The following is a 14,354-nucleotide window of genomic DNA, read 5'->3' on the forward strand; positions in this document are numbered from 1 at the left end:
TGTCCTTTACGGGATGAGGACCACCGCGCCGGGTCAACTGCCGGTCGCGGCAGCCTTGGTGGAGGCCAGGGCAGTGCAGATCGACTCCACCTGGCGGGTGCAGCCGCCGCAGCCGGTGGTGGCCCGGGTGGCGGTGGCGAGGTCGGTGACCTTGCGGGCGCCGGCGTGCCATGCGTCGGTGAGGTCCTGATGGGTGACGTTGTTGCAGAGGCAGACGACCGAGTCGGGGCAGAGCTCGACGGGGCCCTTCCTCGCGACACGGGCGGCGCGGCCCAGGAGCAGGCTCAGCCTGTCGCGCGGGACGGGCAGGTCGTGGACGTACAGCTCGGTCGTGGTGGCGATGGCCCGGTCGAAGCCGATGAGGACGCCGGAGCTGATGCGTTCGCCGGTGAGTTCCAGGCGGGCGTAGCGGCCGTTCGCCGGGTCGTTGAGGGTGATCGTCTCGTCGGCGGGGACGCTGCCCGGAATGCCGAGCACGACGAGGCCGGGGCCCGCGATGCGGGGCCGCAGCACGCGGCGGGCGGCGGCCACGCCCCGGGCTCCGGTGGCGAGGTGGCGGGCCAGCGCCTCGGCCTGGGCCCAGCCGGAGGCCAGGGAGCCGCCGCGGTTGCCGCGGTGCTCGGCACAGTCGCCGATGGCGTGGATCAGCGGGTCGTCGGTGCCCAGCCGGTCGTCGACGACGATGCCGGTGCGCACGCCCAGCCCCGCGGCCCGGGCCAGCCCGGTCTCGGGCAGCACACCGGTGCACAGCAGCAGGGTGCCGGCGGCCAGAGCGCGGCCGTCGGCGAGGGTCAGGGTGCCCGGGGCGTACGAGGCGGCGGGCGTGCCCGTGACGACCTCGACCCCGGCGGCGGCGAGCCGGTCGCAGACGAGGGTGCCGGCGGTCCGGTCCAGGAGGTGGTCCATGGGCCAGGGCCCGGGGTGCACGAGGGTGACCGGCCGGTCCTTCAGGGCCAGTGCGAAGGCCGCTTCGACGCCCAGGGAACCGGCGCCCAGGATGGTCACGGGGGCACGGGCGGCCATCTCGGCCGGGTCGGTGAGACGGGCGCAGTCGGCGAGGGTGCGCAGGACGGCGACCCCGGCGGCGGGCTCGCCGTCCGGGGTGCGCAGGCCGGGCAGGCCGGGAATCAGCGGGGCGGCTCCGGTGGCCAGGACCAGCCGGGAGTACGGGAAGACGCCTCCGTCGGCGGTGTGCACGAGGCGGCGGGCGCGGTCGATGCGGACGGCGCACGCGCCGGTGTGGATCGTGGTGTCGCCGGGCGGCGGCGGCAGCTCCATGGCCTCGGCCGGGAGGCTGCCGTCGAGGGCGGAGGTGAGCAGCGCCCGGTGGTAGGCGGGGGTGTCCTCGGCGCCGAGCACGGTGACGGGGTCCTGGCACCCGAAGTGGCGTATTCGGTCCAGGAGTTGGTGGGCGGCCGGGCCGTTGCCGATGACGAGGAGGGGGGCTGCGGGCGTGGTCGCGGTCATGAGAGGGCGTCCTGGAGGAGTGGGATCTCGATGTCTTCGTCGGCGTCTTCCGGGTCGGCCTCGGGGAACTCCAGCTCCACGGGCTCGATGCGGACGGCGCAGACCTTGAACTCGGGCATCCGGCTGCGCGGGTCGAGGGCGTCGTTGGTGAGCAGGTTGGCCCGGCCGGCGCCCCCGAAGTGGAAGGGCAGGAACACGGTGTCGGTGCGCAGGGTCGGGTCGAGCCGCACCCGGGCGAGGGTGGCGCCGCGGGCCGAACTGACCCTGGCGTGGCCGCCGTCGGTGAGGCCGGCTCGGGCGGCCGTGTCGGGGTGGACTTCGACGTGCGCCTCGGGGGCGGCGGCGATCAGCTGGGGTACCCGGCGGGTCTGGGCCCCGGACTGGTACTGGGCGAGGACCCGGCCGGTGGTGGCGTAGAGCGGATGCTCGGTGTGCACCTCCTCCGCGGGCGGGCGGTGGTCCACGTCGGCGAAGCGGGCCCGGCCGTCGGGGTGGGCGAACCGGTCGAGGAAGAGCCGCGGGGTGCCCGGGTGGTCGCCTTCGGCGTCGGAGGTCTGCGGGCAGGGCCAGTGCAGGGCCTCCCCCGCGTCGAGGCGTTCGTAGCTGATCCCGGAGTAGTCGGCGGGACCGCCCTGCGAGGCGCGGCGCAACTCTTCGAACACCAGGCGGGGTTCGTCCGGGTAGCGCTCGGGGAGGTCGCCCAGCCGGGTGGCCAGGCCTCGCAGTACGGCGAGGTCGGAGCGGGCTCCGGGCGGCGGGGAGAGCAGTCGGCGCCGGCGCAGGACGCGGCCTTCGAGGTTGGTGAGGGTGCCTTCCTCCTCGGCCCACTGGGTGACGGGGAGGACCACGTCGGCCATGCGGGCGGTCTCGGAGGGCACGAAGTCGGCGACGACCAGCAGGTCCAGGCTCGCCAGGCGCCTGCCGACGTGGGCGGCGCGCGGGGCGGAGACCACGGGGTTGGCGCCGAAGACGAGCAGGGCCCGGGGGCCGGTTTCGGTGCCGAGGGCGTCGAGGAGTTCGTAGGCGCTGCGGCCGGGACCGGGCAGGTCGTCGGGGTCGGCGCCCCAGACGCCGGCCACGTGGGCGCGGGCCGCCGGGTCGGTGATCATCCGGTATCCGGGGAGCTGGTCGGCCTTCTGGCCGTGTTCGCGGCCGCCCTGGCCGTTGCCCTGGCCGGTGAGGCAGCCGTAGCCGCCGCCTTCGCGGCCGGGCAGGCCCAGGGCGAGGGCCAGGTTGATGAAGGCCGCGACGGTGTCGGTGCCCTTGCTGTGCTGTTCGGCGCCGCGGCCGGTGAGGATGTAGGCGCGGTCGGCGGCGGCGAGCATCCGGACGGCCTCGCGCTGGTCGCTGACGGGGACGCCGGTGACCTTCTCGACGCGCTCGGGCCACCAGGAGGCGGCGCGCTTCCACGCGGCGTCGAAGCCGGTGGTGCGCCGGTCGACGTAGCCGAGGTCGGTGTGGCCGTCGACGACGAGGATGTGGAACAGGCCGAGGGCGAGGGCCAGATCGGTGCCGGGGCGCGGCTGGAGGTGGAGGGCCGCGCGCGCCGCGGTGGGGGTGCGGCGCGGGTCGATGACGATCAGCTGGGCGGCGGTGAGGTGCCGCATCAGCGGGGGCATCGTCTCGGCGGGGTTGGCCCCGGCGAGCAGGACGGTGTCGGCGGAGCCGAGGTCGGTGACGGGGAAGGGCAGTCCGCGGTCCAGTCCGAAGGCGGCGTTGCCGGCGGCCGCGGCGGAGGACATGCAGAAGCGGCCGTTGTAGTCGATCTGGCTGGTGCCGAGGGCGAGGCGGGCGAACTTTCCGAGCAGGTAGGCCTTTTCGTTGGTCAGTCCGCCTCCGCCGAAGACTCCCACGGCGTCGGGGCCGTGCTCGGCGCGGATCCGGGCCAGGGAGGCGGCCACGGTGTCCAGGGCGGTGTCCCAGTCGGTGGGGCGAAGGGTCCCGGACGCGTCGCGGACCATGGGGGTCCGGATCCGGTCGGGGGTGGTCAGCAGGGCGGGGGCGGTCCAGCCCTTCTGGCACAGGCCGCCGCTGTTGACGGGGAAGTCCGGGTCGGGCTGGACCGAGGCCCCGTCGGCCCTGCCTTCGCGGTCGCCGGCGGTGAGCAGCGTGCCGCACTGCAGGGCGCAGTAGGGGCAGTGGGTCCGCACCTCGGCGGGGCCGGCGTCGGCATCGATCTGCGGGTGCGGCTGCGGGTGCGGCTGCGGCTGCGGTTGTTGCTGCGGTTGTTGCTGCGGCGGGAGGCCCTCGGGCTGTGTCCGGTCAGGCATGGATGCTCTCCGTCGGACGGGCATCGGCGGTGTGCGCCGTTGCGCGCGAGGCGCTGGCGGTGGCACCGGCGGCCCGCTCACGGCGCAGGTACACGGTCCAGGTCACCGCCGCGCAGACGGCGTAGTAGCCGATGAAGGACAGGAAGGCGGGGGTACCGCTGCCCGAGCCGCCGCCGTAGGCGCCGCGGAAGGCGAGGTTGATGGCGACGCCGCCGAGGGCGCCGATCGCACCCGAGATGCCGATGGCGGCGCCGGACAGCCGGCGGGCCGCGGCGAAGGCCTTGGTGGCGTCGTGGCCGGCCACGATGCCGGCCTCGGCCTGGCGGTTGAAGGCCGCGGGGATCAGCTTGTAGGTGGAGCCGTTGCCGATGCCGCTGAGGACGAACAGGACGGTGAAGCCCCCGATGAACACCGGCAGCGAGTGCTGCGCCGACGCGATGAGCAGCACGCCGGTCCCGGCGGCCATGCCCGCGAAGGTGAGGAGGCTGATCCGGGCGCCGCCGAACCGGTCGGCGAGCCAGCCGCCCGTGGGACGGGCGAAGGAGCCGAGCAGCGGGCCGAGGAAGGTGTACGAGGCCGCCTGCAGCGGGGTGGAGCCGAACTGCGTCTGCAGGACCAGGCCGAAGGCGAAGCCGTAGCCGATGAACGAGCCGAAGGTGCCGATGTAGAGGAGCGAGATCAGCCAGGTGTCGCGCTGGCCGAGCGCCTCGCGCTGGGCGCCCGGGTCGGTCCGTACGGCGGCGATGTTGTCCATCTTCGCCGCGCACAGCAGGGAGACGAACGCGATGAGCGGGAGGTAGAAGGCCGCGATGTACGCCGGGTGCGTGTCTCCGGCCGTCGCGATGACGAGGAGGCCCAGCAGCTGGACGGCCGCGACGCCGAGGTTGCCGCCGCCGGCGTTCAGGCCCAGCGCCCAGCCCTGGTGGCGCCGGGGGAAGAAGCTGGTGATGTTGGTCATCGAAGAGGCGAAGTTGCCGCCGCCGACCCCGCCGAGCGCGCTGATCACCAGGAACACCCACAGCGGGGTGCCTGGGCGCTGGATGAAGTACACGGTCAGCAGTGCCGGCACGAGCAGGATGGCCGACGCGAAGACGGTCCAGTTGCGGCCGCCGAAGCGGGTGACCGCGTAGCTGTACGAAGGTCGCAGGAGGGCGCCGACCAGGGTGGGGGTGACGACGAGGAGGAACTTTTCGTCCGGCGCGAAACCCAGGCCGATCGCGGGCGTCATGAACAGCACCAGCACCGACCACATGCTCCAGATGGAGAAGCCGATGTGCTCGGAGGCCACGGACAGGAAGAGGTTGCGGCGGGCGATCTGCTTGCCGCCCTGCTCCCAGTACTGCTCGTCCTCGGCGTTCCAGTCCTCGATCCAGCGGCCCTTGGCGGATCTCGCGGCATTCATCAGTTCCTCCTTGTGTGGGGTCCGGTCAGGAATTCGGAGTCGGCTCTGCGCCGGCCGGCTCTGCATCGGCCGGTTCTACGTGGGCCAGCGCGCGGTCGACGAGTGCGCCGGCGCCCCCGCTGTACCGGGCCGGGTCGCAGAGCCGCGCGATGTCGGCGGCGCCGAGCCCGTGCCCGGCGCCGGACATCCCGGCGAGCACGGCGCTCAGCGGCTGCCCGCTGTCGGCGGCCACCGCCGAGGCCTCGGTCAGCAGTTGCTTCGCTGCGGCCTTGCCCAGGCGTGGGGCGAGGCGTGCGGCGATGCGTTCGGAGACCACCTGGCCGCCGGTGAGGTCGAGGTTCGCGCGCATCCGATCGGCCCGGACCTCCAGCCCCTCGGCGAGTTCCACCGCCGTGTGGGCGGCGCCGCCGGTCAGCCGCAGGCATTCGCGCAGCAGTTGCCACTCGGCGTGCCAGACGCCGGCGGACCGCTCGTCCTCCGCGATCAGGCACTGCGTCAGCCCGGCGGCGAGCACCGGAACCTGCAGGGCGGCCGAGCGGATCAGCGTGGCGAGCACCGGGTTGCGCTTGTGCGGCATCGCGGAGGAGCTACCGCGCCCGGCCGCGGTGGGCTCGGTAACCTCGCCCACCTCGGTCCGGGTCAGCGACTGCACGTCGACCGCGATCTTGCCGAGGGCGCCGGCGGTGAAGGCCAGCGCGGCGGCGAGATCGGCGATCGGTGTGCGCAGCGCGTGCCAGGGCAGTACGGGGCGGGCGAGGCCGGTCTCGGCGGCGAAGGCGTCGACGAGCCGGTCGAGGTAGGGGTGTTCGGCGTCGGCCGCCACGTCCGGACGGTCGATGTCGGCGTATTCGAGGTATCCGGCGAGGGTGCCCGCGGCCCCGCCGAGCGAGACCGGCAGGCCTTCCCGCAGGACCCGGGCGAGGCGGGCGTCGGCGTCGAGGACGAGCCGGTGCCAGCCCGCGGCCTTGAGCCCGAAGGTGGTGGGTACGGCGTGCAGGGCGAGGGTGCGGCCGGCCATCAGGGTGTTGCGGTGGGTGGCCGCGAGGCCCGCCAGGGCCTGCGCGGTCCGGGCCAGGTCGGCCCGGACCAGGCGCAGCGCCCGGGCGGCCACCAGCATGGCGCCGGTGTCGAAGATGTCCTGGCTGGTGGAGCCCCGGTGGACGTGATCAGCGGCTTCGGGGTCGCTCTCGCGGACCGCCGCCGTGAGCGCCTGGACCAGGCCGACGACCGGGTTGGCGGTCTCGCGCGCGGCGAGCGCGAGGGCCCTCAGGTCGAAGTCCTCGGCCCGGGCGGCGGCGGTGATGGTGTCCGCGGCGGTCTTCGGCAAGGTGCCGAGTCCCGCCTGAGCCCTGGCCAAGGCGGCCTCGGCGTCGAGCATGGCCTGGAGCCACGCCCGGTCGCCGACGGCCGCCTCGACCGGGGTACCGGCCCGCACGGGGGAGAGCAGGCCGGCGTCGGTGAGGAGGTCCTCCTCGGTCATACGACCACGCCGGGCAGTGCGCCCTCGGCGGTGTCGTCGGTCACCGCGTGGATGCCCGCCGGGGCGTGCGCGACGGTCGGCAGGGCCAGTACGGCGCGGGCGATGGCGTCGGAGTCCCCGAGGGTCACCGAGTCCACGCCCGGGCGGATGCCGGCGGCCGTCACCCAGTGCACGGACTCGGTGGGCACCCCGTAGGCGAAGCGGCGCGGGTGGGCGGCGCCGCGGGCGTCGATGAGCCGGTAGGGGCGCTCGGTGACCGCGAGGCCGCCGGTCTGGTAGCCGCCCTGGCCGCCGGTGATGACGTACGGCTTGGCCTGGTCGGTGTCCAGCAGGTGCTGGAGCAGCGGGTCGGCGGTGCGCCGCAGGTCGGGCTCGGGAAGCCGGGCCTCGATGAGGACCTGGGCCCTGATCGTGGCGCCCGGCACGGTCGCGGACTCGGCCAGGTAGCTCTGGGTGTTGGTGTCGATGCGGACCTGGGTGCCAGGCCCGGTGAGGGTGAGGATGCCCGCCTCGATCAGGGCGATCATCTCCTCGATACGGGTGGCCGGCGGGCCGATGGAGAGGAAGCCGTTGAGCGGGGTGTACCAGCCCTCGAGGTCGTCGCGGTGCGAGTCCCCGTCGAGACCGCCGTGGTCGACGGCGAGGCGGACCTCGTTGCGCAGGTCGCGCAGGACGTCCAGGGCCGACTTGACCGGGCCGCTGACGTTGCCCTGGCGGGCGGCGACGACGTCGGCCGCGAGGTAGCCGATCAGCCACTGCTGGAAGGCGTCGCGGTCGGCGAACTTCGTGTCGCCGTACGGGAGGGAGAGCCGCTCCCAGCTCCAGTGGTCGGCCGCCTCGATGCCGAACTCGGTGAGCAGATCGATGCGTTCGGCCGGCTCGGCGAGGGACAAGTAGCGCTCGGTGAACTCCTCGCGGTCCGCGCCGCCGCCGCGGGCCTGCAGCAGGGACCCGTAGTAGACGCTCTCCACCTCGAGGGAGATGAAGGGCCACAGGTCGGCGTTGAAGGTGACCATCCCGCCGTCCTCGGCGCGCTCGCGCAGGCCCTTGATGTAGGCCGGGGTCAGCAGCTTGGGGAGGTAACGGCCGTATGCGCCCTTCTCGTTGTCGCCGCGGGCGTGGTACGGGATGCCGCGCCGGGAGAAGGCGTACAGCCGGGGCTCCTGCCCGGACGGCTGGTAGGCGAGCTTGCCGTTCTCGTCGCGGACGAAGGTGCCGCCGCGGCCGTGGCTGAACAGCGACATGTAGTCGAAGAAGTTCAGGCCCAGACCGCGCAGCAGCACCGACTGGCCGGGCTTGACCTGCGCGAGGTCGGCGTCGGCCGGGTTGCCCGGCGTCAGGTACGTCAGGTAGTGGATGCGCGCCAGGGAAGCGGTGCGCGCCTCGCGGGGGGTCAGGCGGGCCGGGACGTGGCCCTGCGCCAGGATGATGGCGTCGAGGTTGTTCAGGCGGGTGCCGTCCTCCAGCCGGACGCCCTGCGGGCCGCCGGGGATGCCCTGGGTGTCGGCGAGGGCGACTGCGCGGGACCCGTGGACGTGGACGGTGACGTGTTTGGGGGCGCCGACGATGACGCGCTGGAAGCACTCGCCGAGGTAGCTGCCGTAGAAGGCGCGGGTCGGGTAGGTGTCCGGGCCCATGACCGCGGCCTCGGCGAGGGTGCCCTCGTCGTAGTCGTCGAACTGGCCCAGCACGGAGAGGGACTTGGCCCACTCGAAGAGACTCGGGCCCGGCTCGATGGGGCCGTCGATCTGGCAGCTCTCGTCGGTGTAGACGGTGATCTGGCAGGCGACGGTGTTCATCAGCAGGTGGCGGGACTGGCCCGAGCGCCAGACCTTGCCGGCGCCGGGCGCCGACGGGTCCACGACGTGGATGGCGACCGAGTCGTGCGAGGGGCGTTCGCGTTCGTTGGCGGCAAGGCGCTCTACGACGGACAGGCCACGGGGGCCGGCGCCGACGACGCATATCTCGACGGATGAGTTGCTCATGCTGTTTCTCCGATGCTGTGGGGTTGCCCGGCCTGGACGGGACCCCTGCGGCGGTCGGGCAGGGCCTGCGCGGCGGTGGTCAGGCCCTGCGCGGAACGGACGGGCAGGGAGCCGGCGGTGGGGGCGGGAGCCGGCGGGAGGTCGGGTCGGGCCTAGGCCGGGGAACCGGCGGTGACCAGACGGGCGAGCTCGAGGCGCTTGATCTTGGTCGTGGAGGTCTGCGGGACGTCCTCGAGGCGCCACTGGACCGGGTCCGCCAGCTTCGGCAGGCCGATGACCGCGGACTTCCACGCGATCAGGTCGAGCGGCTTGTCGTCGCGGGTGCAGACCACGGGGACCGGGACGCCGTCGGCACCGGGGATGATGATGACCTCGATCAGCTCGTGCAGCCGGGTGAAGAGCTTGTCCTCGATCTCCAGCGTGGAGCCGATGCCGGGGATCTCGTCGACCTCGCGGTCGAGGAGGTGCAGGCAGCCCCACTTGGTGCGGTAGCCCAGGTCGCCCATGCGCCACCAGCCGTCGTGGACCTGCTTCTCCCAGCGCTCGTGCTCGTCGAGGTAGGTGATGATGCGGCCGTCGGACTTGATCTCGATGAAGCCGGGGTTCGTCTTGGAGACGGGGTTGCCGTCGCGGCTGACGACGCGGACACCGGTCATGCCGGGGAACGGCGATCCGACGCAGCGGCCGTCGAAGTCCGCGCCCCCCTTGCGGGTGTAGGTGCGGGCCGCGATGGGGCCGACCTCGCTCTGGCCGTAGGCCTGGGCGAAGAGCGGGTTACGGCGCTTCGTGGCGTTGAGCAGGATGCTCACCGTGCGCGGGTGGATCGCGTCGAAGGTCGAGCTGAAGTACTTGACGTTGGCGAGCGGGCCGCGCGGGTCGTCGGCCAGCGCCTCCCAGTGCAGGAAGGTGTTGGGGTGGGCCTCGATGAAGCCGGGCGGGACCTGGGCGAAGATGTCGCCGACGGTCTCCGTGTCGTCCTCCTTGAGGACGATCAGGGTGTGGCCCTGGAGGATCGAGATCGGCATGGCCGTGAACATCCGGGAGTGCACGAACGACACGTGCAGGGCGACGGGTTCGCGCTTGCCGACGGCCGAGAACACGGTGGCCTGCGGGCGGTAGCGGGCCTCGAAGGTATGGCCGGTGTGCACGGCGAGCTTCGGAGTGCCCGTGGTGCCCGAGGTGTGGGTGATCAGGGTCGGGTGGTCCGGCGGCATCGGAATGGCCGGGACGCGGGTGGCGCCCGCGAGGCCGCCCAGTTCGACGGCCCCTTCGTAGGAGCCCGTGGTCAGCAGCACCTTGGCCGTGATGTCGAAGATCTCGGCCGGCAGGTTGTGGTCGAGCTTGTCCTGGTCGGTGATCAGGAAGGGCTGGTCGATGCGGCGGACCAGCACGGCCACCGTCTCGCCGTCCAGCTTCGGGGAGAGCAGGGCCGGGATCGCGCCGATGCGTGCGATCGCGCAGGCCAGCAGGGAGATGTCGAAGCCATCGGACTTGTGCACGACGACGTGGTGGTTCGGGCGCACCCCGACCGCCCACAGCCGGGAGGAGAAGTCGTCGACCAGGTCGGCGAGTTCGGTGAGGGTGGTACGGCGCCCGAGCTGCGGGGCGATGTCCAGGTCGTGGTCCAGGACCACGAGGCCGGCGGGGGTGCGGTCGGCCGCTCGGTCGAAGAGCGTACCCAGCCGGATGCCCTTGTTTCCTATGCGCTGGAGAAGCATGGCCTCGTTCTCTCAAGAGTGTCTTCGGTGGCGTGCGGGGAGTGGCGGGCCGGTCGGGAACGGTCTGCGCCGGCGGCCGGGGTGCGGCGAACGGGTGCGGCGAACGGGCTCAGCGGCCTTCGACGACGTCGCGGATCCGGGCGAGGGTGGCGTCGAGGTCCTGCTCGAGCTTCTCGGTCCAGTCGGTGATGAACTGCTTGCGCCCGACCTCGTCCAGGTCGGCGACGATCTTGTGGATGCCGGCGGTCGCCTGGCCCATCCGGAAGTGGTGCACGAGGACCGAGCCCTGCTGCGCCGGCTCGATGTCGAAGCCCCAGATGGACTCCTGGTCCTCCTGGGCGTGCGTCAGCATCATCCAGCGGAAGGTGCGGCCCGGCTCGGCCGCCGTGATGCGGGCCTCCGTGTACCAGGTGCCGCGGATCAGCGGTGCCCAGCCGACGACGTCCTCGGCACGCAGGTTCTCTCCGCGGAAGACCGCGCCGACGCTGGAGGGCTCGCCGGAGATCCACTCGCCGCCCTTGCACTCCGGGCTCCACTCGGCGCTGCGGGTCAGGTCGCTGACCACGTCGTAGATCTCCTGTGCGGTGGCCGCGACGGGAATGTCCGCACGGATCTCGAAAAGCGGGGTCGAGTCAATGATGGAGTTCGTCATGGCCAGAACGCTATCGGCCACCAATTCGATAACCAACGGCCTTGCTCAGGGTCCGTCAGGTCTTCGACATAAAGAAATACGGTCGAATTCGGGCACGCCGGAACGGCGCCGCGAAAACAATTCGGCGGCGCCGCCTGTTTTCATAGAAACGGAATTTCACCCGCCGGATACGGGCCCGGCGCGCAGTACGAGCTTTCCCGTCACCTTGCCCTCGTCCAGCAGGCGGTGCGCCTCGGCCGCCGCCGACAACGGCAGCACCTGGGTACCGCGCGGCCGGAGCAGTCCGGCCGCCGTCAGCGTGTTGACGTGCGCGGCAGCCGCTGCCAGGCGGCCCGCGGTGGCGTGCGAGATGGCGAAGCCGCGCACCGAACAGTCCTTGAGGTAGAGCGGCCCCACCGGTAGTACGGGACGGGTGCGCAGCCCCGCGAGCAGCACGATCCGGCCGCGGCTCGCCAGCAGGTCCACCGCCGTCTCCAGGTCGTTGCGGCCCGAGGTGTCTACGTGGATGTCCACCCCGTGCGGGCTGAGCTCGCGGATCCGACCCGGTACGTCGGGGTCGTTGTAGTCGATGACCTCCGCCGCGCCCAGGCCGCGTACGTACGCGAAGTCGCGCGGCGAGGACGTCGCGATCACCCTGGCTCCGGCGTGCGCGGCCATCGTGACCAGCGCGCTGCCGACGTTGCCGGCGGCGCCGGCGACGAACACGGTGTCCCCGGCGGTGATCTCGCCCTGGTCGAAGAGGGCGAGATAGGCGGTGACGGCCGGGTGCGCGAGGGCTACCGCGTCCTCGGGCTCCACCCCCGCCGGCAGCGGGTAGAGCCGGTCGGCGGGGACCACGGCCTGTTCGGCGGCGGCGCCCTGGCGGCCGTCGTGGCCGAGGCTGTTGCACCAGACCCGGTCACCCGGCGCGAAGCGGTGCGCGACGGCGGGGCCGGCGGACAGCACCGTACCGACGAGGTCCCTGCCGATCACGAAGGGGAAGTCGAGAGGGGTGCTCCAGGCACCTGAGCGGACGAAGGTGTCGACGTGGTTGACGGAGACCACGTCCACCGCGACGAGGACATCGGACGGACCCGGCTGCGGAACGGGGAGCTCACCGAAGCGGATGACCTCCGCGGGACCCAGCTGTTCGATATAGGCGGCATGCATGAACCGGATTCTGTTCGGGGAGGCCGCCGCGGGAAACCCGCCGCCGCGCGTGTGTCAGGTGTCGCGGGCTAGATAGCGCCCCCTGCACGGCCACCTGACGGAGTGCCCGGTTCCCCGTGGTCGCTTCCGCAAGTCCAGCAGAGTATCCGTATTCCGCCGCCCCTCAATTCTGCCCTTTGAGCCTGCCGCCCCACGACTGGGAGTTTCCCGTGGTTACCGCCCCGCTTACCGTCAGAAGTGAATCTGCCCTTCAGCAGCCCGACTGGTCCGATTTTCCGGAACTGCCCAAGGTGAAGGACGAGCTTTCCCGCCGTCCGGCGCTGGTCAACGCCGGAGACGTCCGTCGCCTGCGTTCCCACCTCGCACGTGTCGCGGCGGGCGAGGCCTTCGTGGTCCAGGCCGGCGACTGCGCCGAGGACCCGTCGGAGTGCGACGGCGGCTACATCGCCCGCAAGTCGGCGCTCCTCGACCTGCTCGCCGGCACGCTGAAGATGGTCACGCACAAGCCGGTGGTCCGGATCGGCCGCCTCGCCGGCCAGTTCGGCAAGCCCCGCTCGCGCCCGACCGAGGTCGTCGACGGTGTCGAACTCCCGGTCTTCCGCGGCCACATGGTCAACGGTCCGGAGGCCAACCTGGCCGACCGCATCCCCGACCCGCACCGCCTGCTGACCGGCTACCAGGCCGCCGCGGAGGCCATGGCCCACCTCGGCTGGACCGACCCGGCCCGCCGTTCGGGCATCTGCCCGCCGGTATGGACCAGCCACGAGGCCCTGCTCCTCGACTACGAACTGCCCATGATGCGCTGGGACGAGGAGGGCAGCCCGCTGCTCACCTCGACCCACTTCCCGTGGATCGGCGAGCGCACCCGCCAGATCGACGGCGCCCACGTGGACATGCTGGCGGGCGTCGTCAACCCCGTGGCCTGCAAGGTCGGCCCGTCGATGGACCCGGAGGAGCTCGTCGAACTGTGCCGGCGCCTCGACCCGTGGCGCGAGCCCGGCCGCCTCACCCTCATCGCCCGCATGGGCGCGGACCTGGTCGCCGAGCGACTGCCCGCGCTCGTGGACGCGGTCGTCCAGGCCGGCCACCCGGTCATCTGGCTGACCGATCCCATGCACGGCAACACCGTTTCCGCCCCCGGTGGCCTCAAGACCCGCCTCGTCGACACCGTCGTCGAAGAGGTGCAGGGCTTCCAGGAGGTCGTCGTCCGCGGCGGCGGCGTCGCGGGCGGCCTGCACCTGGAGACCACTCCGGACAAGGTCACCGAGTGCACGACCGACGCGGCCCGCATCGACGCGGTCGGCGACAACTACACGAGTTTCTGCGATCCCCGCCTCAACCCTCACCAGGCCTACGCCGTGGTGTCGTCGTGGCGGAGCTGAACAAGCCGGGAGTTGGGACATGGACAACAAGGTCGCCCTAGTCACTGGAGCCGCGGGAGGCATAGGTCTGGCCGTGGCCCGCCGAATCGCCGAAGAGGGCGCGATGGTGGCCGCCGTCGACCGCGACGCCGTCCGGCTGCACGAGGCGGTGGAAAAGCTGGTCGCCGACGGACTGAACGCCCACGCCTACCCGGCCGACGTCACCGTCACCGCGCAGGTGGAGGCCGTCGTCGATGAGGTCGAACGCGAACTCGGCCCGCTGGACATGCTCGTCAACACCGCGGGCATCCTGCGCATGGGCGAGATCAAGGACTTCAGCGACGAGGACTGGCTGCAGACCTTCGAGGTCAATGTCAGCGGTGTCTTCAGGCTGTCCCGTACCGCCGTCAACCGGATGATCCCGCGCAACCGCGGCGCCATCGTCACCGTCGCCTCGAACGCCGCCGGCACCCCGCGTGCCTCAATGGCCGCCTACGGGGCGTCGAAGGCCGCCGCGACGATGCTCACCAAATCGCTCGGACTGGAAGTCGCCAAGCACAACATCCGCTGCAACGTCGTCGCCCCCGGGTCCACCGACACGGCCATGCTCGCCTCCATGTGGGAGGACGACCAGGGCCCCGCCAAGACCATCGCGGGCAACCCCGAGTCCTTCAAGGGCGGCATCCCGCTGGGCAAGCTCGCCCGCACCACCGACATCGCCGAAGCCGTGCTCTTCCTGCTGTCGGACCGCGCCGCCCACATCACCCTGCACGTCCTCACCGTGGACGGCGGAGCCACGCTGGGCGTGTGAGTCCCGGCGCGTGAACTCACCTGCGGCGCAGCCCTTTTGAGGAACAAGAGAACCGAGAG

Annotated in this window: 10 protein-coding genes; 2 read left to right on the forward strand and 8 right to left on the reverse strand. The window is 72.4% G+C overall.

The features are described from left to right. Positions 1-33: 33 nt before the first annotated feature. The 8 genes from OTB20_RS24220 to OTB20_RS24255 all read right to left on the reverse strand — a co-directional run bounded on the left by OTB20_RS24220 (position 34) and on the right by OTB20_RS24255 (position 12,123). On the reverse strand, positions 34-1,467 hold the full coding sequence (locus tag OTB20_RS24220) for an FAD-dependent oxidoreductase (RefSeq protein WP_267820549.1): 1,434 nt from the start codon (positions 1,465-1,467) through the stop codon (positions 34-36). After that, positions 1,464-3,737, reverse strand: a complete 2,274-nt coding sequence (locus tag OTB20_RS24225) for a molybdopterin oxidoreductase family protein (RefSeq protein WP_267820550.1) — start codon at positions 3,735-3,737, stop codon at positions 1,464-1,466. Before OTB20_RS24225 ends, OTB20_RS24220 begins: the two co-directional genes overlap by 4 nt. Then, complete coding sequence (locus OTB20_RS24230) at positions 3,730-5,139, reverse strand: MFS transporter (RefSeq protein WP_267820553.1); 1,410 nt, start codon at positions 5,137-5,139, stop codon at positions 3,730-3,732. Before OTB20_RS24230 ends, OTB20_RS24225 begins: the two co-directional genes overlap by 8 nt. 25 nt (positions 5,140-5,164) lie before the next feature. Beyond that, positions 5,165-6,619: a 3-carboxy-cis,cis-muconate cycloisomerase gene (gene pcaB, locus OTB20_RS24235; protein ID WP_267820554.1), complete on the reverse strand. Its 1,455-nt coding sequence runs from the start codon at positions 6,617-6,619 to the stop codon at positions 5,165-5,167. After that, entirely contained in the window at positions 6,616-8,604 is a 1,989-nt protein-coding gene (locus OTB20_RS24240) for an FAD/NAD(P)-binding protein (RefSeq protein WP_267820555.1), read from the reverse strand. Before OTB20_RS24240 ends, pcaB begins: the two co-directional genes overlap by 4 nt. A 152-nt stretch (positions 8,605-8,756) precedes the next feature. After that, complete coding sequence (locus tag OTB20_RS24245) at positions 8,757-10,322, reverse strand: AMP-binding protein (protein WP_267820556.1); 1,566 nt, start codon at positions 10,320-10,322, stop codon at positions 8,757-8,759. Positions 10,323-10,431: 109 nt separating this feature from the next. Beyond that, positions 10,432-10,974 carry an SRPBCC family protein gene (locus OTB20_RS24250; RefSeq protein ID WP_267757247.1) on the reverse strand — a complete coding sequence of 181 codons (543 nt, stop codon included), beginning with the start codon at positions 10,972-10,974 and terminating at the stop codon, positions 10,432-10,434. 156 nt (positions 10,975-11,130) lie between these two features. After that, positions 11,131-12,123 carry an NADPH:quinone reductase gene (locus OTB20_RS24255; protein ID WP_267820558.1) on the reverse strand — a complete coding sequence of 331 codons (993 nt, stop codon included), beginning with the start codon at positions 12,121-12,123 and terminating at the stop codon, positions 11,131-11,133. Positions 12,124-12,332: 209 nt separating this feature from the next. On the opposite strand from OTB20_RS24255, the gene OTB20_RS24260 reads away from it, so the two are divergent. Both OTB20_RS24260 and OTB20_RS24265 read left to right on the forward strand, forming a co-directional pair. Further along, positions 12,333-13,505: a 3-deoxy-7-phosphoheptulonate synthase gene (locus OTB20_RS24260; protein ID WP_267820560.1), complete on the forward strand. Its 1,173-nt coding sequence runs from the start codon at positions 12,333-12,335 to the stop codon at positions 13,503-13,505. Between the two features lie 19 nt (positions 13,506-13,524). After that, a complete protein-coding gene (locus OTB20_RS24265; RefSeq protein WP_267757250.1) occupies positions 13,525-14,295 on the forward strand; it encodes a 2,3-dihydro-2,3-dihydroxybenzoate dehydrogenase in 771 nt (256 codons plus the stop codon). Positions 14,296-14,354: the final 59 nt, after the last annotated feature.

The organism is Streptomyces sp. H27-H1 (assembly GCF_026627445.1).
GTDB lineage: Bacteria > Actinomycetota > Actinomycetes > Streptomycetales > Streptomycetaceae > Streptomyces.

Bases quoted from the DNA above. Each gene is read 5' to 3' on its own strand.
- OTB20_RS24220 (WP_267820549.1), bottom strand. From the start codon at position 1,467: ATGACCGCGACCACGCCCGCAGCCCCCCTCCTCGTCATCGGCAACGGC.
- OTB20_RS24225 (WP_267820550.1), bottom strand. From the start codon at position 3,737: ATGCCTGACCGGACACAGCCCGAGGGCCTCCCGCCGCAGCAACAACCG.
- OTB20_RS24230 (WP_267820553.1), bottom strand. From the start codon at position 5,139: ATGAATGCCGCGAGATCCGCCAAGGGCCGCTGGATCGAGGACTGGAAC.
- pcaB (WP_267820554.1), bottom strand. From the start codon at position 6,619: ATGACCGAGGAGGACCTCCTCACCGACGCCGGCCTGCTCTCCCCCGTG.
- OTB20_RS24240 (WP_267820555.1), bottom strand. From the start codon at position 8,604: ATGAGCAACTCATCCGTCGAGATATGCGTCGTCGGCGCCGGCCCCCGT.
- OTB20_RS24245 (WP_267820556.1), bottom strand. From the start codon at position 10,322: ATGCTTCTCCAGCGCATAGGAAACAAGGGCATCCGGCTGGGTACGCTC.
- OTB20_RS24250 (WP_267757247.1), bottom strand. From the start codon at position 10,974: ATGACGAACTCCATCATTGACTCGACCCCGCTTTTCGAGATCCGTGCG.
- OTB20_RS24255 (WP_267820558.1), bottom strand. From the start codon at position 12,123: ATGCATGCCGCCTATATCGAACAGCTGGGTCCCGCGGAGGTCATCCGC.
- OTB20_RS24265 (WP_267757250.1), top strand. From the start codon at position 13,525: ATGGACAACAAGGTCGCCCTAGTCACTGGAGCCGCGGGAGGCATAGGT.